The organism is Microbacterium sp. JB110 (assembly GCF_003335195.1).
GTDB lineage: Bacteria > Actinomycetota > Actinomycetes > Actinomycetales > Microbacteriaceae > Microbacterium.
The window spans coordinates 75,366-99,009 of the sequence record NZ_QPGM01000005.1; the positions used below are offsets into that span (position 1 = coordinate 75,366).

Consider the following 23,644-nt stretch of genomic DNA (forward strand, 5'->3'; position numbering starts at 1 on the left):
ACCGTTCCTCCTTCCTATCGCGACGCGAATACCTCTATGCACAGCCGCTGAACGGCAAGTATGCGAAGTGGGTTCGCGATCGCGTCTCGGCGCTCATGGTGTTCCACCCCTTCGCGCACAACTTCGCTTCCACGCACTTCCAGATCTACCGTCGCAGTCGGGGCGTGCATCTCGTTCCGCTCTCGGGCGAGGCAACGGCGCTCGGTGCGCATCTGGAGGCGATGGCGCAGGTGTTGCAGCGTCATGGTGAGCTCGAACTGCGGCGTACCCGCTGGCGGACGGGCACGGTGGCTCGCGTCGCGCACGACGGCGCCAGTTTCGTCGTGAACGACGTGGCGTGCACCCCGGGTGAGTTCTACGAGCTGCTCGCCAACTACACGCGCCGCTCGTCTTTGGTGCTTGTCGAGGGACGGAGCAGCGATCGCTCGTTCCAGCGGCTGAGCGTGACGATGATGAACCCCGCAGGCAACGACCCGCGGCCGGTGGAAGCGCTGCTGCATCTTCGTGCCGAGCTTCCGGGCGACGAAGACGGGCAGCGCACCACCACGCTCTTCGCGAGCATCGACCCGGCTACCGCGGCCTATCGGGGCGCGCGTCGCGTCATCCGGGATGAGCTGCGCGAATTCCGAACAGATCCGAGCACCGGCGCCGAGATCGTCGGCGAAGTCGCTGGGTGGGCCGAGATGCTTGCTTCCCTCGAGGAGATGTGCCGCTTCGCGCCCCAATTGCGCTACATGCAGTTCACGCTCAATCTCTTCGACGAGGGATTCGAGATTCAACGCATCGCGGAGAAGCCAACGCTCAGCCGCGAGTTCCCGCTCACCCGCGAGGCCACGGAGTTCATCAAGGCGCAGGCGGCGGAGAAGCACCGGCGCAGGAGCCACCTGCGGGCGCGCGTCTCTCGCGGCGCGCACAACGCCAGGCTCAAGATCCGGCGCGAGTTCGCGAAGGCTCTCTACCCCAAGGGGCTCCTGCCGTACCAGTCGGTCCGGTGGCTCGGCGACATGCGGCGCGATCTCCTTGAGCGCAATGGTGTCTCGCTCAAGACGAAACTGTGGGCCTACCGGAACGGCTTCCTGTCGTACCGCATCCCGCAGTACGGCATCACTCCGCAGAATCGCCTGCGGTTCATCTCTGACTTCGAATACCGCTGGCTGCGACACATCAACACTCGCTACAAGTATTGGCTCGAAGACAAGATCAGCATCAAGTACGTCGCCAGCGAGTTCAATCAGTTCCTGCCCGGCTACTACTACACGACCAGCGCCAGCGGCGGCACGAACCATCTGATCCCGATGATGGACTGCCCGGACGGCTACGGTGCGAGCTTCGACGACGTGCTCCGGCTGGCACGCGAGAAGGGCGTTCTCGCGTTGAAGCCAGACGAGGGTTCGCACGGCGACGGCTTCTACCGACTCGGATACGAGAACGAGGGGTTCACCCTCAACGGCGAATCGGCCGGAGAGGACGAGGTTCTCGCCATTCTGAAGAACCCCGACAACCGCTATCTGGTGACCGAGTTCATCGTGATGCATCCGACTCTCGCCGAGATCTATCCGACATCGGTGAACACCATCCGGATGATCGTCTTCAAGAAGGACGCGGTCACACCAGAGCTGGGCAACGCCTACCTGCGTATCGGCACAGCGGCGTCCGGCTTCGTCGACAACACGGCCGCCGGCGGGCTGCTCGCGCAGATCGACGTCGATACCGGCAGATTCGGCGAGGCGAAGTCGTTGCGCAACGGCAGAGTCGTCGATACGCCGAACCACCCCGACACGGGCGTGTTCATCGGCGGAACGATCCCGAACTGGGAGCTCGTCAAGGAGCAGGTGCTGCGGATGGCTGCCAGCTTCTCGCAGCTTGAGTACCTCGGCTTCGACGTTGCCATCACGGAGGACGGCTTCAAAATCCCCGAGATCAATCGATTTCCCGACTTCCCCCGCATCGATCGGCTCACACCGGAGACGATCGACTACCTGCTGATGAAGCTCGACGACAAGAAGCGCGAGTACGGATATCACCGCAGACGGCCCCGAACGCTGATCTCGCTGCCCCGCAGGGAACAAGCATGAGCGGGCGTCCTGCGCGCATCGCGCGAGCACTGCTCTCCGGCATGTATGCCCTGATCAAAGCGTTCACCCGGCAGAGCGCCCGCAAGATCGTCTTCCTGGGCCGACGGACGGATGAGCTGCCACTCGACTTCCGAATGCTGATGGACGAGGTCACCAGACGCGAGCCGGATACCGAGGCTGTCGTGATCTCAAGGCTCGTAAAGGGCGAGCGCGGCGAGGCGATGACCTTCATCCCGATGATGATGCGGAGCCTCTATCACCTTGCCACTGCGCGGGTCTGCGTTCTCGATTCCTACTGGCCGACGGTTTCGATGCTGACACACCGCAAGTCGCTGACCGTCTATCAGCTCTGGCACTCCCTCGGGAAGATCAAGCAATCGGGCAAGCAGGCACTCGATCGCCGTGGCGGACGCTCTGCCGAGCTCGCCGATGCGATGCGAATGCACGAGGGCTATGACTATGTCGTCGCCGGTGCCGAGGTGTGGAACCCGCACTACCAGGCGTCTTTCGGAGTGACGAGCGAACAGATCCTCAATCTCGGTCTGCCTCGTGCGGACTACCTGATCAGCGAACGCGGGTCGGTCGCCGAGCGCATCCGCAGCGCGTATCCGACGCTGGGGCGTCAGAAGCCGGTCGTGCTCTACGTGCCCACTTTCCGGCGAGGTGAGAAGGCTGCCGGAGCACTGAAACTCGCCCGCGCGCTCGATCTTGATGCCTACGACCTGATTGTGAAGAAGCACGAGAGCGACGAGCTGCTCATGCCGCCGCAGGAACACTTCACGTGTCCTGAATTCTCCGGCACGCAGCTTCTGGCGGTGGCCGACTACGTGATCACGGACTACTCGTCGATCGCGCTCGAAGCCGCCATCCTCGACGTGAAGACGCTCTACTTCCTCTACGACTACGAACACTACCTGGCGCACAACGGGGTGAACATCGACCTGTTCAGCGAGATGCCTGGCTGCGTGTTCCAGGACACCGACGAGCTCGTCGAAGCGATTCAGGGGGAATACCCCGACGAGGTGCTGAGGAACTATAAGAACAAGTTCCTGTTCTCCGATTCTGGACATTCGACTCGCGATATTGCCGATCACATTTTCGAGGTGGGTGAACTATGCCGCCGATGATCCGACGCATGGTCAAAACAGGCAAGCTCGGCTACCTGTGGGTGACACGCATTCTGCTCGCACCGAACCGCTTCCGGGTGCCGCTCCTGACGCGACTGCGCCTTGCCGTCTTCGGCGGCTTCATCGGCGATCAGCACGTGTTGTACGACCTGAAGAACCGGTCGAAGCGCGAGTACCTTTCGGAGTTCGACTGGTATCGCTCACGTTGGATCAACGAGCCGTTCGACGCGATGCTCAACAACAAGATCATCTGCAACGAGGTCCTGCAGCCGCACATCAACGTGTCGCCCATCCTTTTCGTGAAGAACAAGCGGAGACTCGTGCGCCATGGTGCGGGCCGTACTCGCGTGAGCACGGCCGATGTCGTGCAGGGTATACGCGACCACGGGTCGTTCTTCATGAAGCCGCTGACGGCGGGCAAGGGCAAAGGCGTGCACCGGCTCGACGCAGTCGACGGACGGCTGTTCGTCGATGAGGCGGAGATGACCGAGGCGGAACTGGTCGCGTTCCTCGACGGGCAGTCCGACTGGTTCCTGACCGAGACGGTAGCCCAGCACCCGGATCTCGCCGCGATCTTCCCGCGTACGAGCAACACCATCCGACTCATTACGATGCGCACGGGCGACGGCGGCGCACAGCCGTTCTTCGCAGTGCTGCGCATCGGCACGGCGGACACCGTGCCTGTCGACAACGGCAGCCGCGGCGGTCTCGTCGCCAAGATCGACATCGACAGCGGCGTTCTCAGCGAGGCGCGCACGCTCTGGTCGCAAGGGGTACACCGGGTGCATCCGAACTCCGGCGCTCCGATCGAGGGCACGGTCGTTCCGCGCTGGCAGGAAGTTGTGGACAGTGCTCTCCGAGTTGCTGATGAGTTCCCATTCCTGCAGTTCGTGGCCTGGGACTTCCTCGTCGGCGAAGACGACATCTGGGTGATCGAGGCGAACACGTCTTCCGGAGTGAACATCGTGCAGTTGTGGGGCGGCCAGCGCTACGGCCAGCTCGGCGACTTCTACCGAGCCCACGAAGTGATCAAGTAATCGTGCGGTACGTCATCATGGCGAACGGTCGCGGCACGAGATGGGGTGAGCACCTCGGGCTTCCCAAGCATCTGATCGAGTTCGACGGCGAGACTCTGCTGCGCCGCCTCGTTCGCCAGCTGCGGGAGCAGGACCCCGGCAGCGACATCGTGATCTCATCGGCGAATCCGACCTACGAGACCGAGGGGGCCAGGCGGCACGTTCCGCGCGCGAACGAGCTTGAGCTCGACCGTTTCGTCCCGGAGCTGATCTCAGATCGCGTCTGTTTCCTCTACGGCGACACGCTGTACGGCGACGCGGCCATCTCGTCCATCGTGCATACGCCTATCGAGGAACTCGACTTCTTTGGCGACGAGGACGGCATCGTGGCCGTACGTTCGGCGGCACCCGATGTGCTGCTCACGCACCTCGCGAAGGTACGTGAGCTGTTCCTCGCCGGGGAGATCGCTGCTTGTGTCGGATGGCAGGTCTACCAGTCGTATGCGGGACTGCCTTTCGATGAGAAGCGGACCGGAGTGCATTTCCACCGCACGTCAGGACAAGCCGCCGGGTTCAACTCGCCAGCTGACCTTGAGGCGTTCGAAGAATGGTTCGCTGCAACGCCGGGCGCGGCCGCGCACGCGGGCTTCCGCAGTGAACAGCGTCGGCACGCCCACTGAGAATGCACTCTCGACCGACCCCAGACAACTAACATCGACAATTTGACGCCATCGGAGAGGAACCTCGTGTCGGGAAACCGAAAAGCCGCGATCAGCTCGCGCTCGCGTCGCTTCGGCTTGGCCGCGGCAGTGTTCGTAGTGCTCGTCGGAGCGTGGTGGCTAGTCACTGCACTCGGCGTGGTGCCACCCGCCTATCTTCCGTCACCGGGGGCAGTCATCGACGCGTTCGTACAAGCGAACACGTGCCGGCCGATCTCCGAAGGAAGTTCGCGCGTCGTCTGTGGCGAGTTCGACTACTACATGTGGCAACACCTGCTCGCATCGCTTGGCCGCATCGGAATCGGCGTGGGCGCTGCAATCGTACTCGGACCCATCGCGGGCTTCTTGATGGGAACCATCGGGTGGTTGCGCGACGCGCTTGATCCCTATCTCAACTTCCTGCGCGCGCTGCCCCCACTCGGATACGTCGGCCTCCTAATCGTATGGTTCGGCATCGGTGACGTGTCGAAGTACTGGCTGCTGTTCCTCGCCGCATTCCCTCCGCTGGTGATCGCCACGATGAACGGTGTGCGGGGCGTGAAGCAAGATCACATCCGAGCCGCGCGTTCGATGGGTGCTTCACGCACGCAGGTCGCGACCCGCGTGCTCCTGCCGAGCGTGCTTCCGGAACTGCTCAGCGGGATTAGGATCGCCACTGGCTTTGCGTGGACCACTGTTGTCGCGGCGGAGCTCAACAACGGCATCCCTGGCATCGGAGGCCTCGCCTATCAAGCGGGAACCCAGATTCAGACTGCGCTGACGATCGCTAGCATCATTGTGATCGGCATAGTCGCGGTCGCACTCGATTCTCTCATTAAGTTCATCTCTCGCATCCTGACCCCCTGGCATGGGCGTGCCTGACCGCAGCGCCTTGGAGGAAACTATGAACCGCAAAGCAGCAATCGCACTCAGCATCACGGCATTGGCCGGGACCGCGCTCCTCTCCAGTTGCGTCTCACCGCAGTCTGGTGGCAACGCAGGAGCGAGCGAAGAGCTCACGGCCTGTCCCGTCGAGGTCGACGAGTCGATCACGTCCGAGGTCAGCATCGCCTACCAGCCGATTCCCAACGGCGACCTCATCGTGAAGGACCTCGGCTGGCTCGAGACATGCATGCCGAATGCGACGATCGATTGGGCCAGCTACGCCTCTGGCGCTGACGCTGTGCAGGCTTTCGCAGCCGGATCGGCAGATATCGGTCTCGTCGGCTCCGGCCCGGCGGTGAAGATGCTCGCAGAGCCACTCAATATCGATGCCAAGGTGATCTACATCTTCGACGTGATCGGCGCCGCCGAGTCGCTGATCACTCAGGAGGAGCACGAATCGATTGGGGATCTGAAGGGGAAGACAGTTGCAGTGCCGTTTGGCTCGACGGCACACTACTCCCTTACCGCTGCGCTCGACGAAGCCGGTATGACCAGTGCCGACCTTGATGTGATCAATCTTGCGCCAGACGCGATGCTGGCGGCATGGCAGCGCGGCGAGATCGACGCGGCATGGGTGTGGAACCCGACTCTGGCTGAGCTGGAGGAGAATGGCCACTTGCTGCTCACCGCGGCTGAAACCGCCGAAGCCGGGCGCGCGACCTACGACCTTGCAGCCGGAACGAGCGAGTTCGTCGATGCGAACCCTGACTTCATGGAACAGTGGACAGCGGTTCAGAACGCAGCGAGCGAGATGGTCCAGGACGATCCGAGTCTCGCGGCAGAGAGCATTGCCCTAGAACTGGGCATCGACGTTGATGATGCGGAGGCCCAGCTTGAGGGGTACGCCTACCCGACCGCCAGTGAACAGTTGGGTGCGGATTACTTCAGCGGTGGACTGGGCGACACGTTGCTGTCGACGGGGGAGTTCCTCACCGAACAGGGCGAAGTCGACGGAATCGGTGATGAACAGCGTTACGCCGATGCTCCATGGGTCGATGCGCTTGAGAACGCAGCTCAATGATGAAGCTCAGCCTCTCTGGAATCTCGCAAGAGTATGTCACGGATAAAGGCGAGACGGTCAACGCAGTCGGTGAGACCGACCTCGAGATCCCCGAGGGCGAGTTCGTCTGCGTTGTGGGCCCGTCCGGATGCGGAAAGTCGACCCTGCTGAATGTCATCGCCGGCTTCCTGGAGCCTACTAGCGGCTCGGTGCGGATGGATGGCAAGGTGATCACGGGGCCCGACAAGCAACGCGGTGTGGTGTTCCAACAGCCGACGCTGTTTCCGTGGTTGACGGTGAGCAAGAACGTAGAGTTCGGTCTCAGGATCAATGGAACGAGCGCAAGCGAACGCGAACGGATCGTGACTGACGTCTTGGATCTTGTGGGGCTCGCCGATTTCCATGACAGCAAGCCGTACGAACTGTCTGGAGGAATGCAGCAGCGCGCTCAGATCGCGCGCGTGCTTGCGAACGATCCATCGGTCATTCTGATGGACGAACCGTTCGGAGCGCTCGACGCGATCACGAGAGAGAAGCTGCAGAACGATCTGCTCGACCTCTCGCGGGAGAAGAGGAAGACGATCTTCTTCATCACGCACAGCGTCGACGAGGCGATCGTCCTCGGAGACCGCGTGATCGTGATGAGCGCTCGGCCCGGGCAGATCATTCGCGATGTGCCGATTAAGATCTCGGAGACGTACGGCAGGCCGCTCAAGGGCGCCGAGCTGCGCGACACCCCTGAGTTCGACGTGCTCCGCGACGAGATCGCGTCGAGCATCGGTCTGTCTGCCACCGACGTATGAGCAGGCGAACGCACATTGTGGAAGGGCGACTAGGAATTGGCTGACGGCGGTATGATCCACAGAGCGCGCGCGCTGGCACGCAAAGTGAAGCGTCGCATGGCGGCAACACAAGAAAGATCAGCGGGAGCTACCGTTGCCACAAATAACGCGCGCGGGGCTGTTGGGAACCCGCAAGGCACAACTCCGGCGCACTCGAAGCCCTTTCGCGTGCGCAGAGCGGAAGCTTCTGGAATGACGTTCTCCCTCGGTAAGAACGGGGCGAAGGTCACCGGCGTGGTGGACGGTGCGAGCCTGGGCGACGTGACGATCCCAGACGAGATCGATGGGGCGCCCGTCACCACGATTGGCAAAGGCGCTTTCGCACGGTGCACGGATCTAACAGCAGTCATCGTTCCTCCGACAGTGAAGTTGGTCGGCGCCGAGGCATTCGCCGGATGCACTTCTCTCACCGAGGTTGACCTCACCGGAGATATCGAGGTCATCAACGCGCGGACGTTCGAGGGGTGCTCGTCCTTGACACGCGTGCATCTTCCGTTCGGTCTGAAGCGATTGGCTGGCCGTGCGTTCGCTGGTTGCGAAGCGCTGATCGAGACTCCCCACTTCGTGAAAACGAGCGGCCCGAACGGGCAGCGGATCAATCGCAACGTGCGGGAGAAGAACCTGCCGGTTTCGCTGGAATACATCGGCGAGGGCGCCTTTGCTGGATGCGTTGCACTCGAACGAATCGTGATCCCGCACAAGATCACCGAGGTCACCGCGACTGCATTCGAAGGCTGTAAGGCGCTCAGAAATGTATGGTTGCACTCGCAGGTCGCTTCCGTGCAGGAACGCGCCTTCATGGGCTGCGATTCCCTTGAGCGCGTCACTCTTCCCGCGGGGCTGGCTCATTTTGGGGCTAATGCATTCAGCACCGGGACAGACCTGGTGTGTTCGAAGGGATCGCTAGCCTACGCGGCGGCTGAAATCGCCGGACTCAACGTTGCGAGCGCAGAACCCCTCGACGAGCCGATCAGGTCCCGCTTCGGTGAGACCAAGGGGATCACCGTCGCGGATGTGCTCGGCGATGACGCGCTTATGCAGCGTGTGCTCGACCGATACAGTATCCGCCCGGCAGCCCCCGAGGTCACCCGACAGAAGGAACCGGCATTGCGGCCGGCACCCAGCCGTTTCGTGCTGCAGGACGGCGTCTACCGGGCGCACGACGATGGCGACGGCGATGTCACGATTTCGTTGGTCGGTGATCTGATGTGCGGCTTCCGGCAGCAGAGATCGGCGTTCCGAACGGGTGAGTACGACTTTTCCGACAGTTTCGCTTCCGTTGCCGGATTTTTCACCGAGTCTGACCTCGCGCTTGGCAACCTCGAATCGACCTTCTCGGAGTCCTCTCCGTATGCGCGTGAGCGGCTTTATGTGGATGACCGGCCTCATCTGAACGCGCCGTCGGCGTTCCTTGAAGCGGTGAGGAACGCCGGGTTCGATGCCGTGATCAATGCGCAGAACCACATGTACGATTCGGGAGTTCGTGGTGTCTTCGAGACCCTGGATGCGCTGAATCGCGCGGAACTGATTCACAACGGCATGTATGCCTTCCCGGACGAACCGCGTTACACGCTGTTCGAGATCAAAGGCATCGTGCTTGCAGTCGTGTCCTTCGTGGATCCAGCACGTCAGCGGATGAAACAGGCCGCGTTTAGCGACGAAGGCCTGGCCGCGACGGTGAGCCATCTCGAACGCGAATCGGCGCAGCGGGGCATCGCAGCAGCGCGTGCAGCAGGGGCCGAGTTTGTGCTGGCGTACGCGCATTGGGGTCGGGAGTACACGGGAGTCCCTACGCCGCGTCAAGAGCGCTTCGCTCGCACGGTCGTCGATGCGGGTGCCGACTTTGTGTTCGGATCGCACTCGCACTGCCCTCAGCCCTACACGGTATACCGTTCTGTGGACAACCGATCTGTTCCGGTTGTCTACTCCGGTGGAAACTTCGTGTCTGACATGAATCGTGACAAGCCGATCACCCAGGACACCTTCATCGCACGACTCACGATCGGCCGGGGCGTTCAGGGCGAGGTGGTGATCCGCAGTAGCGGTTATATCCCGTGTCGGATTATCGAGGACGCCGAAGCCAGGGGCTACTGTCGCACTGTTCCGCTCGAAGAACTGCTCGCCGGTGACCACGGATATGACCCGCTCGTGGCAGAGGAAGACAGCCGCCGCATTGCCCGAGTGATCGGCAAGCAGCTCCCCGAGATCAGCATTACAAGCGCGCACAAGAGCCGGATCGAACAGCGAGAGGCGGACGACCAGATCTCGAGAACGGTCGAGCGCTATGCGCTACGGGAGCCTGCGTTCATGCGGCAGCTCCCCACGACGCCGGAACGCGGTCGGTCCCGATTTACGTATCGCTCGGAGCGCGGTACTTGGGTCCGTGACAACGATGAAGCCGTCGGTGAAGCCGTCATCCTCTGCGGCGGCTCCCTGCTCTACGACCGGGCGATGGAACGCCAGGCCGAGCTTGGCGATGACTACGAGTTCCGCCAGCTTTTCCGTCACGCGCGCGCGGCCCTGACTTCTGCTGATCTCACGCTCGGCAGTCTCGGCGCGATCGTCGCCGAGATGTACCCGCGCCTGTCCGTGATGAATCGTGAGCTCGCCGGCGGTCATTACTCGAATGCTCGCCCGGAGTATCTGGACGCGCTGCGTTTCGCCGGGTTCGATGTGCTTGCTCTGGCAAATCCGTACAATCTCGATGCCGGAGTGCGAGGGTTGGCGGCGACGGAGACAGCGGTCCTGCAACGCGGCCTCGTCCCCAGCGGCATCGGCGTGCGTAAGGTGCCGATCTTCGAGATCAATGGAATTCGGATCGCGGTCCTCTCGCTCACCCTGAACGCCTACAACGTGCGAGCCAATGTGACCGATGAAGGAGCGCGAACACTTCTGAATGTCTTCGACCCTCAGGACGCGCAGGCCCAGATCAAGGCGGCTCGCGAAGCTGGTGCAGAGTTCGTCCTGAGCTATCTGGATTGTAGAGCTGCGGCTGATGCTCCTGATTTTGCACAGCGTCTGGCCATCGGGCGAGAACTGGCAGAGGCAGGTGCCGACTACGTGGTCTGCGTCAGGCCAGGCGTTATTTCGAAGTACCGTCGGCATGTCACCAGCGACGGCCGTGAGGTGCCCATCGCGACCGGCCTCGGTACTCTCATGGCCGGTCCGGAGAGCACTCCTGACGCGCCTTCGCCGTTGCTAAAGCTTGTGATCCGTCGCTCCGGTTCCGGCGCTGTCGAAGTTGTGGACTCCTATGTCCCAATGAAGCGCTTCCCGGTCTACGACGGCGCCGTCAATGCGCTGGTGCCTGGCATGAAGGCATTTGACCCACGCTACTCGAGCAAGGAACATGCGTCGGCCAAGCGGGCGTTGTCCGCGAAGCTCGGTGACGACATCGCGGTTGACCACAAGCGTGTGGTGACGACGAGCACCCATTGTCGGCCGCAGCTCACGCCGGTGCAGGTCGGGGAGATCCTTGGTCAGTCGTTGAGCGCGCAGGTCAGCTCGACGCTCGGGAATACGGCGAACAAGCCGTTGATCAACATCGCACCCCGGAAGGAGGACCTCCGCCGTGGCGGAGCCGCGGTGATCACTCCGGGGGTCCGGGGGTACGCGAAGTTCGGTGAGACGACCGTGCGACAGGCGAAAGACGCCGGCGTCGTACTCGCAATATCAACGAGACCCCAGCCTGGTATCCCGACGATCGTTGTCGATGACGCTATGGCGGCTTTCGAGACGCTGATGAGCGCCGTACGGGACAAGTACTCACCTGTGACCGTCGCGGTTACGGGGACCGCAGGGAAGACGACGTCCAAGGAGCTTCTTGCACGCGTATTCGAGCGTCACTACCGCACGCTCGTCGTGGAGGGGAACAAGAACACGATGCCGACGGTGGGCGTCGTGCTGCAAAAGCTCTCCGATGAGGATGAGGCCTATGTGCAGGAAGTTCACGGAGGCACCCCCGGTGCGGCGAGCCAAGTGTCGAAGGTGATCAAGCCGGACATCGCCCTCATCACGAACATCGGTGATGGGCATCTCGGCCAGATGGGCACCATCGAGCGGGTGATCGAAGGAAAGATGGCGATCACGGACGGAATGCCGGAAAGCGGCGTGCTCGTGATCAACAATGACAGCGAATACTTGCGTGACCAGCGCCCCCATGTGCGCACCGTGCGGTACAGCGTCAGCGACCCCGCATGCGAGTACCACGCTCAGAACATTCGCTCAGACGGCGAGCGATTGGAATTCCAGATCGTATCGCCGGATGGGGTGTTTGACGCGAAGCTGAACTTCCAGGGCGTTCATAATGTGAGCAATGCGCTGGGTGTGTTCGCCGCCGCACGGCTCGCGGGCATTCCTCCGTTGAAGATCGTGGCGGGCCTATCCCGGTATGTGCCGGATTCGGTTCGGCAGAACCTGGTCACGTACGGCGGCTACCGGCTCCTCATCGACACGTACAGTTCGACACCGTCGTCCGTGGTCTCCGCTGCGGAGACGCTCTGCGCCCTCCCGGCGAAGGAAGGAGCACGCAGGATCGCCGTTTTGAGCGACATCCCGGATCAGGGCGACAAAGCGGAGGTCAATCATGCCGACGTGGGCCGTGCGCTCGGAGCGATGAACTTCGACCTGTTGCTGTGCTGCGGGACGTTCTCGCGCCACACGGCGCAAGCCGCTCGAGAGAAGGGACTGGAGGCGTACTTCTTTAAGGACCGAGACCTCTTCAACAGAATGATCGCCGAGTCGGCCCGCCCGGGCGACCTGGTGCTGTTCAAGGGTGGGGTGCGCGTGAAGCTTCTGGAGAATACGGTGCATGCTCTGCTGGGAAAGATCGCGTGAATTCCTCACCAGGCCGTCGCGGGGCGCCGTTGCACAGTGCGCGACATTGCAGAAGGAAGTGTGCATGAAACTGAACCGTCCCAGGTTTGGTGCCGCATCCTTTTAAGGCAGGGAGCCGCGTACTGGTGAATGAACAGCAACGTGCTCGTGAGGCAGAGGCAGCTGCGCCGGCAGTTGAACTAGGTTCGGTCGCAGGCGGAAATGTTCTGTGGAGCGCGTTGCCTTCACCTCAGCTTGCCGTCCGTGCGCTCGCGGCCAAACTCAGCCCGCGCGTTCCGGGGGAATCTGGGAAGCTGCTTCTCATTGGAGGCTTGTCACGGTCGCGGGAGGAGACGGCTCCTGCGATCGCCGCTGAGGTTGCTGGGGCGTCCGATGCTTTCGACCGCATCATCGCGTTCGGGCAGGCCGCAGAGCGCGTTGCGGGCCTCATCCCTGCTGGGTCCGTCCGAGTCGAGGCGGTAAGTGACCGAACCCGGCTGCGTGATCGGATCGTCGAGCACTGGGCATCGTCGAACCAGTCCGTTCTGGCAGTTGCGGGTTCTCGTACGTTTGACACCGCGTGGGCGGTCGACGAGGCACTGGGGACGCTGCTGTCCCTTGAGGCTGTCGGTGTGGCGCGTCGTTCCATGCGAGTGACTGCTGGGCGGGTCGAGTTCGGCCTCATCTCGGGATTCGGCGCGATAGCCGTTACCGGGACGGCGCCCTGCACCGAAACGGTGATCCCTGCCACGGTCGCAGGAATGGGCGTCGTCGCCGTCGCTCCCAGCGCGTTTGCCGGAAGCGCGGTCGAAACCGTTTTGTGCTCCGCGCCTCTTCGGACAATCGGCGCCGCCGCGTTCGCTGATTGCCCAGCTCTGGCTTGCGTAGTTCTTCCCGCTTCCGTCGATGCAATCGAGGCCGGCGCTTTTGAGAACGATGTGTCTCTGACGCACGTGGACGTTCCCGAGGGTGTGCGCACGATCGGGCCGCGGGCGTTTGCAGGCTGCTCTGAGCTCGCAGAGGTGATTCTTCCTACGGGGCACCTCTCGATCGCCGACGATGCATTCGTGGGGTGCCATCCTGCGCTTCGGTTGCTTGTCGCTGATGGCAGTCCTGCGCAACGTTGGGCGGGAGAGCGGGGCGTTGCTGTGGCCCGTCGGAGAGCGACAGCATCCCGCTCGATGCTCCCGGGCAGCGTCTCGACAGGCGGTGTCGACTATCACGTGCTTCCGGGCGGCATGCTCGAGGCAGCGCATATCGATCGCAATCTGGTCGAGGCGGCAACGCTTCCTGACGAAGTCGAAGGGCTTCCGGTTCGTGGAATCGGCTACGACTTCGTGCCCGCGACGAGCCGTGTGACGGAGCTTTCGCTGCCGCAGTCACTGCGCTGGGTGGCGGCTCATGCGCTGTCACCGGAGGCACCGATACGACGAGTGACCGGAGCGAACAGAATCGAGGCGCGTGGTCGGGGCGACGCCGTGCGAGAACACGTCAGGTTCCGCGGCCATCGCGCACGTGATGCCGACTTCATCAGGCTCTCCCTCCGCCAGGTGTGCGCTCTGCTCGACGTCGCCCTGCCTCGGGAAGTCGACGACAGCGTTGATGAGCCGTATTCCTCGCTCGCGATGTCGTTCTTCGCCTCCCAAGCAGGGAGCCTGTTCTTCGGCACAGTCGATGCACCGGAGCACCCCGCAGTGACCACGCTTGTGCCGTCCATGGTCGATCGCCTGCTCGAGCGTGGCATCCGCGCATTCGTTGCTGATGCGCCCGTGCACGATTCGTCAGGGAAGTCCGTGCCGTGCCTGGTCCATCCGGATCCGCGTCGTGCATTCGAGACGCTGTGCGCATGGGTTGCTCGACAGCACGATGCGACGACCATTGCCGTCACCGGCAGCGTCGGCAAGACCAGCACCAAGGAGATGGTGAGACGCGTTTGCGAGACCACGTTCGCCACCCTGTTCAACGAGGGCAACCAGAACAGCGTCGCCCAAGTCGGCCGCTACGTGCAGGAGCTCAGTTCGCGCACCGAGGTCTACGTGCAGGAGACGGGTGCGGCCGAACCTGGCCGCATCGAAAGCGAGGCCCGTATCCTGCGAGCCGATGCGTTCATCATGACGAATATTGGCGTCAATCACGTCGGTGACTATGGCGGTCGGCAGGATCTGCTACTTGCCGACAAGCTCAGCCACGATCGATTCATGCCGGATGACGGAATCGCCTTCGTCAACGTCGATAGCCCCGGCCTGCAGGAGCTGCCTCTGAGGCATCGCGAGATCCGCTACGGCATGTCGGAGGACGCCGACTACCGAGCAGTCGATATCGACGAGAGCGATGGCGAGGTGCGGTTCACGATCGTGGAGGCCGCGACGGGTGAACGCACGCCGGTAGTGGTGAACGCGATCGGCCGCCACAACGTCGGCAACGCCGTCGTTGCGTTTGCCATCGGCCGCTGGCTGCAGATTCCGGTCGAGAAGATCGTCGAGGGGATTGCCGCATACGAGGGCGAAGGACTGCGACAGAACCTCGACGTGATCGGCGGTAGGCGCGTGCTGGTCGACTGCTACAACGCATCCGAGGTTGCGATCGGCAGCACGGCCGATGCGTTGCAGGCGCTGAGTGTTGCGGACGGCGGGCGCCGGATCTACGTCGTCGCGGACATCGACGACAAACTCGGCGATATCACCGAGGAGGTCCATCGCCGGGTCGGCGAGGAACTGGCCGACCGCGAGCACATCGACCGGTTCTACCTGTTCGGGCACCATGCGGCTTGGATCGCCGAAGAACTGCGGGCGCGCGGTCGAGATGTCTGGTCAACGACCGATCGCGATGAGCTGACCGCGGCGCTGCGTGACGACCTGACGCCGGAAGATGTTGTCGCGTTCAAGGGCGGACAGCAGATGGCTCTTTCCATCACGATCGACGCATTGTTCGGCACCTCGTTCGTGCTGGCGGACGGCGACGTGCTGGAGAAACGTGGAACCAGCGTTGATGTCGGCGATGTCGTGTACCGCATCATCGATGAGTACGGCGCCGAGCTGCGAAAGGTCTGGCCCGAATCCGGCCTCACGGAGGTCGATGTCGTTCCTGCTGTGCATGACACGCCCGTGTATATGATCGGTCGCTCTGCATGCTCTCGCACCTCGCTGCAACGGGTCCGCATCCCCGAGCCGGTGCGCACGCTCGCGCGGGCGGCGTTCTTCCAGGCCCGATCGCTCGTGAGCGTCGAGCTGCCACAGTCGCTGCGGAACATCGGTCCGAGCGCATTCAACGGCTGTTCGTCTCTGCGGGAGGTGATCGTGCCAGATGGTGTCACGACGATCGGTCACCGCGCCTTCTACCGGTGCACGGGCCTCGAACGACTCGTGCTCCCGGCGTCTGTTCGCACGATTGATGCGGAGGCATTCGCGCGTTGCAACGGACTCACGATCGAGTCTCCCGCTGGCTCGTTCGCCGAAGCTCATGTGCGAGAGCAGTACTCCGCAATGAAGATCGCCGGGGTCTGAGGACGCGGCCGCAGGCCAGTGCGCACGGATGTTCGGTAGGATATTCGCTACGGTCGCGACAGGCAGACTACGACCAGTCAGGTGAGAACGGCTTCGCGGGCGAGCTGTGGCGAACCTCGCCGCGTCTGCGGTCGATAGCGCGAAAGACTGCGCGTGGGGCGGAATCGTCGGTGGCGGTCGAGCCAGCGGGGCGCGGCGACGTGGGGGACGCCGCGGCGCATCTCGATGCGCCATCCGGAGCGGTCGAGGTTGTGGTGGTGCCACCAGCAGAGCAGGACTCCGTTGTCGGTGTGGGTTGCTCCTCCGTGTGAGTGCTCTTCGACGTGGTGGATCTCGCACCAGGCGGCGGGTACGGAACAGCCGGGGATGATGCATCCGCCGTCGCGGGCGGTGATGGCGCGGCGCTGGTGCGCGTTGAACAGGCGCTCCTTGGTGCCGAGCCGAACGAGGCGGCCGCGGTCGTCGAAGACCATCTTCTGCACTGCGCCGGTGCAGGCGATCCTGTGGGCGATGCCGGCGGGAACGGGGATGTCGATGCCGTCGATGCGGGCGATTCCGCCATCGATATCGTGCGCGTCGACTGTGACCAGAAGCGTGGGTGCCGCACTGCCGAGCGTCGGTGCCTCCGCCGATGCGGCCGCCGTGTGCACAACCGACGTGAACGCATCGTGCCGCTTCTGCTGCGCCGTGCGGGGGTCGGTCGGAGCGTCGTCGCCCCAGGGGGCATCGGCATCCTCGTCGCTCGCGGTCGGTGCGAATCGCACGGGAGAGCCGTTGTGTGCATCGAACAGGCGGCTGAGCGCGGCCGCGGTCTCGGGAACGAGGTCGCCCCAGATGTGCACCAGCCCATCGCGCTCGCGGCCCAGGTTCACACCGCGGAGGCGCTCGGCGCACTCGGCATCGGACTCGACGCCGTCGCGGCTGAGAAACGCGACCCAGGTGTCGACCATGATCTTGACCTCGCGGAACGTCGCAGGCGGCGCACCCTCGGCGGGCTCGTTCTCGTTCGGCGCCTCGCTGGGCAGCCGGTCGTGGATCGTGCCGCGCACGGCGGCAGGCACCAGCTCCTCCTCCGCGGCGGCGATCTCGGTCGGTGAGGCGAGGCCGCGCTCGGCGACGCGGGCGAGTCGGTCGGTGACGTACTGTGCCGTCTCCTCGGTGAGCGCGCCGCGGCGCAGTGCATCTGCGACGTGCGGGAAGGAAGCAGGGATGTCCTGCCCGCTCAGCCCCGTGCCCGCGCGGGTGCGTCGGTCGAGGCGCATTCTGGCCTGGGCGACGCGCGCCGGCACTCCCGTGGCGTTCTCGAGAAGTTCGGTCGCGTTCCGGCAGCCGAGCACTGTGCCGAGCTGGTCGTCGGAGGTGCGACCGGACGCCTCGGCATCGGAGCGGACGGCGACCTCGCCCGCGGCTCGGACCTGAAGGCTGTCGACGAGCCGGCCGAATGACGCCAGCCGCTGCGTGAACGAGAGCATCTCGACGTCGGACAGCGAGGTCAGTTCGCCGATCAGCCCATCGAGCAGCTCACCAGCCGCCGCGACCCGCTCGACCGCGTCATGCGCGGGAGCTGTGGATCGTGACGTCGTTGCCATACCTAAGAATAGCATATATGTTCGAGAAATGGGGAGAAAAGTTGAGCCGAATCGATTGGGCTGCGGATCACAATCGCTTATTTCAGGAGGCTATGAGAACAAATCTACTAATATGTGCGTCGATGGCGACATGGTGGTGCTGATCCAGCGCGGCGCACGGCGAGGCGACCCCGATACGCTCGCATCCGGCATCCGGCATCCGGCATCCGGCATCCGGCATCCGGCATCCGGCATCCGGCATCCGGCATCCGGCATCCGGCATGTGGGCGTCTGTGCCCATCCGGAATCGTTTGCGCTACGGACGCTGCGGACGCTACGGGCGGGACGCGATGGGGGAAGCGGTGACGCTCGTCAGGGCTGCGGTCGACAGTGCGACGGCCTCGTCGACGAGGTCGGCGATCGCGTGGTCGCTCGTGAGCCACTCGGTGACGAAGTCTGCGGGAATGAGGATGGGGGAGCGGTCGTGCACATCCGCAAGCACGTCAGGCGAATCCTGCATGACGATCGAGTAGCAGGTGAACTCCTGCCCGTCGTGCGTGCGTCCGGGGCGAGTGACCGCCGCCATGGCGAACAGCTCACCCGACGAGAACTCGTGCCAGGTGCGCTGCGGCTTCTGCATCTCGAACCATCGCGTGGCCGGCACGATCGCCCGCGTCGGCGCCGCACCTCGCGCGGTGCGCAGCTTCTCGGAGCGCGTGTTGATCGACGGAAACTTCGCCGGCTCGCCGCCCACGAGGTAGCCCCACCAGGCCCATTCCAGAGCGCGTTCGCCGTCGGGCGCCGTCACGATCGGGTTGAGATTACGCGCGTTCTTGCCCGTGGGGCGCAGCGTCTCGCCCTCGTTCTCTTGTGCCCACTCGCGCAGACCGTCGAGCATCGCCTGCTCGTGAGCGAGGATGTCGCTCTTGTCAGCGAACCGCGGGTCGAGTCCGTATGACGCGCACATGCTCTCACCGTACCGCCGGGGAGAGCCGGGTGCGAGAATCTCGCGGCTCAGCCGGTCGCCGATGTCATCGTCGAATGCCGCCGTCCCGTCGAGACTGAGCGTCTGTTCGACGCCGACAGGCAAGCACGTAGCGAGGCGTTGCTGACTACGGCCGTCCTGCGGCTGAATCAGGCCCAGTCACGCCGAGAATGGTCCCACGTCTTTCCCGAGACCTCATCTCGGAGAATCTGGTCGATGAACGCGGTCATCAGCGACATGGCGAGCTCGACGCTCTGGTAATGGGCACAGGCAGGAACAAGTCTTGCGTCCTTCGCGTAGCGACGTCCCCAAGACGCTGGGGCGGAGAACCGATCCGGCAGTGTGAGGCTGCGGCCTCGCGCCTCCGCGAGGAGAGCTCGCCGGAGCTTGTCCGCGCTCACATCCTCGGTCGTGGCCAGTACCACGAGGTCGACGAGGTCCCATTCTCGGCTCGAAGGTTTGCCGCGGTACTCCGCGAGCGTTGCGCAGACCTTGTCGGCGATCTGATCGACAACCGGATACAAGCGGTAGTCGTGACACGGCAGCCTCGGGATGTCGAGTCCATTCGCAGGCGGCTTCACGGTCGGCTCGTCGGTGATGACGACGTTGACGACCAGGTCGACGTTGAGGCTGCCGCGCTTGTTCGCGCCGACGTAGATGTCGAAGCTGACGCGGCAACCCTCGGAGTTGGTCTGCTGGCCGCCGAGGGAGCTCTCGTGTCCCGTGTACTCGAACCGGAAGAAATCGCCGAGGTCGGTTGCGGCCAGCCGCCTGAGATCGTTCAGTGCGCCTTCGAGTGACTGGTCTTTGCGGAACAGGTCTACGTCCGTCGTTGTTCTGGCTGATCCGACCCGCGCGAGCACGCCGGTACCGCCTTTGAGCAGCCACCCAGAGTCCTCGACCTCGGAGAAGATCCGACTGAGGAAACGGCGGAAGTGCTCCTGCGTGATCCGATCTCCGGTGGAGATCGACGGATCGGCGACAGCAGCATTTCGCGCCGCGTGCCGGATCGCCGCCTCGACGCCGGCTGCGGAAGTGTAACGTTCGTCAGTCACGACTCTTCCTTGTCGACGTCGGCGGCTTCGATCTGCTTCGCATTTTGAGCCAGTGATGCCCAGCCCACCGCACTGATCGCTTCGCTCAGCCGTCGCGTGTTGTCGGCACCCGGTGCTGCGCCTGGCGAACTGAGGCTCGCGATCGCCTTCTGGACGTTCTCCAGGCCGGTCATCTGTGGCGCGATGAGCTTGCTCAGGGCCGTCGATACTGCGGTGAGCTGCCTCTCCTGGGACTCGAGAACGGAGCGTAAGGCCGGTGAATCGAACGTCGCCGTGGCGGCAGCCATTGACGCTGCGACTTTGTCGAGCGTCGGCAGAGCAGGTGTCACGACCTTGATCACTGACTCGGCGAGCTTGGCGTACTGCTGTGTCTGGGCCTCGAGCACCGATCGCATTGCGGGGCTGTCGAGGAGTTCGGAAGTGTCGAGTGTTGCCAGATAGTCGCGGGCCACCAGGGCGCTGAGGTCGGGCATCTCGACGATCTGCTTCGAGAGACTCTCCAGGTCGATATGCGCGGATTCGAGCAGCTCGTCGAGCAGTGCGTTACCGTCTCCCTTTGCGTGGCCGTTGCGCTCCGCGAGCGGACCGAGCAGCTCGGCCAGCCGATCGATGTCGAGTCGCGAATTCCGTGCGGCGTCCCGAAGGGCGTCACCCACATGGTCGAGTTGTGCGCGCTGTTCGACGAGATCGGCGATGGTGCGCTCCGGGGTGGTCACCGGTAGACCTTCCCGGACGGTGACGTCGTCACTCGTCAGGGCCCGTGTTCGATAGTGCACGTCGGCGCGCTGAGTCTGCTTCCGGGACGGAGCCGTGAACTCGCTGCGCATGGCGCGGAGGTTCCCGATGCCGTGCAGTGCGGCTGCGGACTCACCGGAGACGATGACCTTGCCAGGCTTTTCGTTGAGCCGGTCCCATGCGAGGCGCGTCGGATCGGATGCCAGCCACGCTGAGCGCAGTTCATCGTATTCGCCGCCTGGAGCCCCGGCATCTTTGTAGACCCCGTGCGACAGGCGGATGAGATCTCCGGACTTGGTCAGTCGCGTGAGGTTCATGTGACTCACGCCGCGCGCGTGGGCCTGGGCCGAGGTGACCATCCCCCACTGAGATTCGGACACCTCCGCCAGGATCTTGAGCGCCTCGCGTGACTTCATGCTTGGATTATAACGCTTAGAGTGTGAGGTTCCAAGCTTCTCGGATCAATCTCACTCGTTATTCGTCCTGCTGCGAGCGCTCTCGAGCACACAGGCCGGGCAATCGGCGCGGTAGCTTGGGAGGGTGCCCGGCGCCCGGGCGAATTCGACGAGGAGTGAGACCCGCAGATGGAGCACGCGAAGAACGCCGAAACGATCGGACTCGGCCAGACGGCACTCGGAATCGAACTCGGGTCGACGCGCATCAAGGCGTGCCTGACCACGCTGGGCGGCGAGACTCTGGCATCCGGCGGCTTCGAGTGGGAGAACACCCTGGTCGACGGGCTCTGGTCGTATTCTCTCGACGACGTGCGCACCGGTCTGCGCTCAGCGTTCGCCGATCTCGCATCCGATGTCGAGCGCAGGCACGGCGAGAAGCTCGAACAGGTCGGTGCGATCGGCGTCTCGGCCATGATGCACGGCTACCTGGCCTTCGACGCGTCAGGCGAGCTGCTCGTGCCGTTCCGCACGTGGCGCAACGTCAACACGACCCGCGCGGCGGCCGATCTCTCGGAAGTGCTCGACGTGAACATCCCGCTGCGATGGTCGGTCGCGCACCTCTATCAGGCCGTCCTCGACGGCGAGGACCACGTCGCTCGCGTCGCCCGCATCACGACGCTGTCCGGCTACGTGCATGAGCTGCTCACCGGCACCCGCGTGCTCGGCATCGGCGACGCATCCGGCATGTTCCCGATCGACGCCGCGACGCGCGACTACGACGAGGCGCGGCTCCGGATCGCCGATGGCGCGTTCGCGGACGCGGGCGCCGGTCATCTGCGGCTCGGCGAGGTGCTGCCACCGGTCGGCCGGGCCGGTGAGGCCGCGGGGCATCTCTCCGCGGAGGGTGCCGCCCTGCTCGACCCGTCCGGGGCGCTGCGCCCAGGCGCGATCGCCGGCTCGCCGGAGGGCGATGCGGGAACGGGCATGGTCGCGACCAACGCGGTCACTCCTCGCACCGGGAACGTCAGCGCAGGGACCAGCTTCTTCAGCATGATCGTGCTCGAGCGGCCGCTGTCGAACCGTCACGAGGAGATCGACATCGTCACGACGCCTGCCGGCGACGATGTGGCCATGGTGCACTGCAACAACGGCGCCAGCGAGATCGGCGAATGGGCGGGTGTGTTCGGCGAGTTCGCCGCCGCCCTCGGCGCGGAAGCCTCCGCCGACCGCGTCTTCACCGCACTGCTCTCGGGGGCGCTCGAGCGCGGCACAGACGACGGGCTGCTGGCATACAACCACCTCGCGGGCGAGCCGATCGCCGACCTCACCGACGGACGGCCGCTGATCGTGCGCACACCGTCGTCGACGATGAGCCTCGCCGGGCTGATGCGTGCGCAGGTGCGCGGGTCGTTCGCGACGCTGAGCCTGGGGATGCGCACTCTCGCCGATGAGGGCGTGGCCATCGACGGCATCCGGGCCCACGGCGGCATCTTCCGCACGGCGGGGGTCGCGCAGCGTCTGCTCGCGGCGGCGCTCGGGGCGCCGGTCACCGTCGGCGCGACGGCCAGTGAGGGCGGCGCATGGGGGATGGCGGTGCTCGCGGCGTACGCGCACGCGTGCGACGCCGGTGAGCGGGCGAAGCTTGCCGCATGGCTCGACGCGAACATCTTCGAAGCCGAGGAGACGACGGCCGTCGCGCCGGATGAAGAGGACATCGCCGATCACGCCGAGTTCCTCGAGCGCTGGTCTGCCGGTCTCGAGATCCAGCGCACCGCCATCCGGACGATGCGCTGATACGGAGGGCGCGGGTGCCGCGTCGTCAGCCGCTCGTCGAGCGGCGGATGACGAGCTCAGGCGGGAAGACGGTCTGACGAGGCACGTTGGTCGGGTCGTCGGCTTCCTCCAGCACGGTGCGCAGGGCGGTGCGGCCGATCATCCGGCCCGGTTGTCTGATCGAGGTCAGCGGCACGGCGGCCGCGGCGGCGAACGGGATGTCGTCGAAGCCGATGAGCGCGATCTCGTTGGGCACCAGCAGTCGGTCGCCGACGACCAGTGACTGCAGCAGGCCGAGGGCGAGCAGGTCGTTGGCGGCGAGCAGGGCATCGGGCCAGTCGCGTCTGGGGCGTTCGAGAAGTCTTCGACCCGCTTCGACCCCGGCCTCCACGGTCATGGAGTCTGTTGCGATCACCTCGAGGTCGATCGGCGTCGGGCCGTCCTCGACGGCGGCGCGTGCACCGGCGAGGCGGTCGGTCACCTGCCGCAGCTGGAACGGGCCGCCGACGAACGCGATGCGCCGTCTGCCGATCTCGGCGAGGTGCTGTGCGGCGAGGCGGCCGCCGGCGACGCTGTCGAGCGATACGGACGAGAACTCGTTGTCGGCGCTGAACCGGTCGACGAGCACCGTGGCGATGCCCGCGCGCCGGAGCTTGCGCAGATCGGTGACCACATCGCTGTACGGGGCGAGGAGAATGCCGCGCACCTGCTGCTGGCGGAAGAGGTCGAGGTACACCTTCTCGCGCGCCGGATCCTCATCCGTGCTGCCGTAGAGGATCGCGATGCCGTGCTTGGCCGCCTCGTCCTCCGCACCGCGGACGACCTCGTTGTAGAACGGGTTCTGCCCGTTGAGCACCACGAATCCGACCGTCGAGCTCACCCCGGCTCGGAGCTGACGTGCGGCGTCGTTGCGCACATAGCCGAGCTCCTCGATCGCGCGGTGCACGCGCTCCACCGAATCCGAGGAGACCTCATCCGGTCGGTTCAGCACGTTCGAGACGGTGCCGACAGAGACGCCGGCTCGCTGCGCGACGTCGCGAATACTGACGGGCACTCGCTCTCCCTTGTCCGAGGTGCATCACAACTTGGTAACCGTCCGAGAGGTTGTGTCG

At 64.3% G+C, this 23,644-nt stretch carries 16 protein-coding genes and 1 pseudogene; 11 read left to right on the plus strand and 6 right to left on the minus strand.

Going from position 1 to position 23,644, the window contains the following annotated elements; all coding sequences use genetic code 11:
• Positions 1-95: 95 nt before the first annotated feature.
• From CIK77_RS17670 to CIK77_RS10295, 10 genes and pseudogenes are all read left to right on the plus strand, one after another.
• Positions 96-2,075, plus strand: a complete 1,980-nt coding sequence (locus CIK77_RS17670; RefSeq protein ID WP_170934071.1) for a sugar-transfer associated ATP-grasp domain-containing protein — start codon at positions 96-98, stop codon at positions 2,073-2,075.
• Positions 2,072-3,202 carry a CDP-glycerol glycerophosphotransferase family protein gene (locus CIK77_RS10260; RefSeq protein ID WP_087054214.1) on the plus strand — a complete coding sequence of 377 codons (1,131 nt, stop codon included), beginning with the start codon at positions 2,072-2,074 and terminating at the stop codon, positions 3,200-3,202. The genes CIK77_RS17670 and CIK77_RS10260 overlap by 4 nt, the downstream gene beginning before the upstream one ends.
• Positions 3,199-4,239, plus strand: a complete 1,041-nt coding sequence (locus CIK77_RS10265; protein ID WP_170934072.1) for a sugar-transfer associated ATP-grasp domain-containing protein — start codon at positions 3,199-3,201, stop codon at positions 4,237-4,239. Before CIK77_RS10260 ends, CIK77_RS10265 begins: the two co-directional genes overlap by 4 nt.
• Positions 4,240-4,241: 2 nt before the next feature.
• On the plus strand, positions 4,242-4,898 hold the full coding sequence (locus CIK77_RS10270; RefSeq protein WP_087054216.1) for an NTP transferase domain-containing protein: 657 nt from the start codon (positions 4,242-4,244) through the stop codon (positions 4,896-4,898).
• Between the two features lie 117 nt (positions 4,899-5,015).
• Positions 5,016-5,798: an ABC transporter permease gene (locus CIK77_RS10275; RefSeq protein ID WP_249268496.1), complete on the plus strand. Its 783-nt coding sequence runs from the start codon at positions 5,016-5,018 to the stop codon at positions 5,796-5,798.
• A gap of 22 nt (positions 5,799-5,820) precedes the next feature.
• Positions 5,821-6,882 carry a taurine ABC transporter substrate-binding protein gene (locus CIK77_RS10280; RefSeq protein WP_087054218.1) on the plus strand — a complete coding sequence of 354 codons (1,062 nt, stop codon included), beginning with the start codon at positions 5,821-5,823 and terminating at the stop codon, positions 6,880-6,882.
• The gene (locus CIK77_RS10285) at positions 6,879-7,664 is read left to right on the plus strand and encodes an ABC transporter ATP-binding protein (RefSeq protein ID WP_087054219.1); all 786 of its coding nucleotides are present in this window, start codon (positions 6,879-6,881) and stop codon (positions 7,662-7,664) included. Before CIK77_RS10280 ends, CIK77_RS10285 begins: the two co-directional genes overlap by 4 nt.
• Positions 7,665-7,895: 231 nt before the next feature.
• Positions 7,896-12,539, plus strand: coding sequence for a CapA family protein (locus tag CIK77_RS10290; RefSeq protein ID WP_170934073.1), 4,644 nt, complete (start codon positions 7,896-7,898; stop codon positions 12,537-12,539).
• 740 nt (positions 12,540-13,279) lie between these two features.
• Positions 13,280-13,582 (plus strand): annotated as a pseudogene (locus tag CIK77_RS18350) (leucine-rich repeat domain-containing protein); the annotation flags it as partial.
• A gap of 117 nt (positions 13,583-13,699) precedes the next feature.
• A complete protein-coding gene (locus tag CIK77_RS10295; RefSeq protein WP_249268497.1) occupies positions 13,700-16,021 on the plus strand; it encodes a Mur ligase family protein in 2,322 nt (773 codons plus the stop codon).
• A 77-nt stretch (positions 16,022-16,098) separates the two neighbouring features.
• Here CIK77_RS10295 and CIK77_RS10300 read toward each other — a convergent pair whose 3' ends face one another.
• From CIK77_RS10300 to CIK77_RS10320, 5 genes are all read right to left on the minus strand, one after another.
• The gene (locus CIK77_RS10300) at positions 16,099-17,610 is read right to left on the minus strand and encodes an HNH endonuclease signature motif containing protein (RefSeq protein WP_170934074.1); all 1,512 of its coding nucleotides are present in this window, start codon (positions 17,608-17,610) and stop codon (positions 16,099-16,101) included.
• Positions 17,611-17,692: 82 nt separating this feature from the next.
• Positions 17,693-17,890 carry a hypothetical protein gene (locus tag CIK77_RS17915; RefSeq protein WP_220224448.1) on the minus strand — a complete coding sequence of 66 codons (198 nt, stop codon included), beginning with the start codon at positions 17,888-17,890 and terminating at the stop codon, positions 17,693-17,695.
• A gap of 33 nt (positions 17,891-17,923) precedes the next feature.
• Entirely contained in the window at positions 17,924-18,556 is a 633-nt protein-coding gene (locus CIK77_RS10310; protein ID WP_087054285.1) for an SOS response-associated peptidase family protein, read from the minus strand.
• A 167-nt stretch (positions 18,557-18,723) separates the two neighbouring features.
• On the minus strand, positions 18,724-19,629 hold the full coding sequence (locus CIK77_RS17675; protein WP_170934076.1) for a nucleotidyl transferase AbiEii/AbiGii toxin family protein: 906 nt from the start codon (positions 19,627-19,629) through the stop codon (positions 18,724-18,726).
• The gene (locus CIK77_RS10320; RefSeq protein ID WP_087054224.1) at positions 19,626-20,780 is read right to left on the minus strand and encodes a type IV toxin-antitoxin system AbiEi family antitoxin domain-containing protein; all 1,155 of its coding nucleotides are present in this window, start codon (positions 20,778-20,780) and stop codon (positions 19,626-19,628) included. The genes CIK77_RS17675 and CIK77_RS10320 overlap by 4 nt, the downstream gene beginning before the upstream one ends.
• Before the next feature lie 168 nt (positions 20,781-20,948).
• Here CIK77_RS10320 and CIK77_RS10325 point away from each other — a divergent pair, with 168 nt between their 5' ends.
• Positions 20,949-22,553, plus strand: coding sequence for a xylulokinase (locus CIK77_RS10325; protein ID WP_114347249.1), 1,605 nt, complete (start codon positions 20,949-20,951; stop codon positions 22,551-22,553).
• Between the two features lie 25 nt (positions 22,554-22,578).
• Here the strand turns inward: CIK77_RS10325 and CIK77_RS10330 are convergent, their stop codons facing one another.
• Positions 22,579-23,586, minus strand: coding sequence for a LacI family DNA-binding transcriptional regulator (locus tag CIK77_RS10330; RefSeq protein WP_087054226.1), 1,008 nt, complete (start codon positions 23,584-23,586; stop codon positions 22,579-22,581).
• Positions 23,587-23,644: the final 58 nt, after the last annotated feature.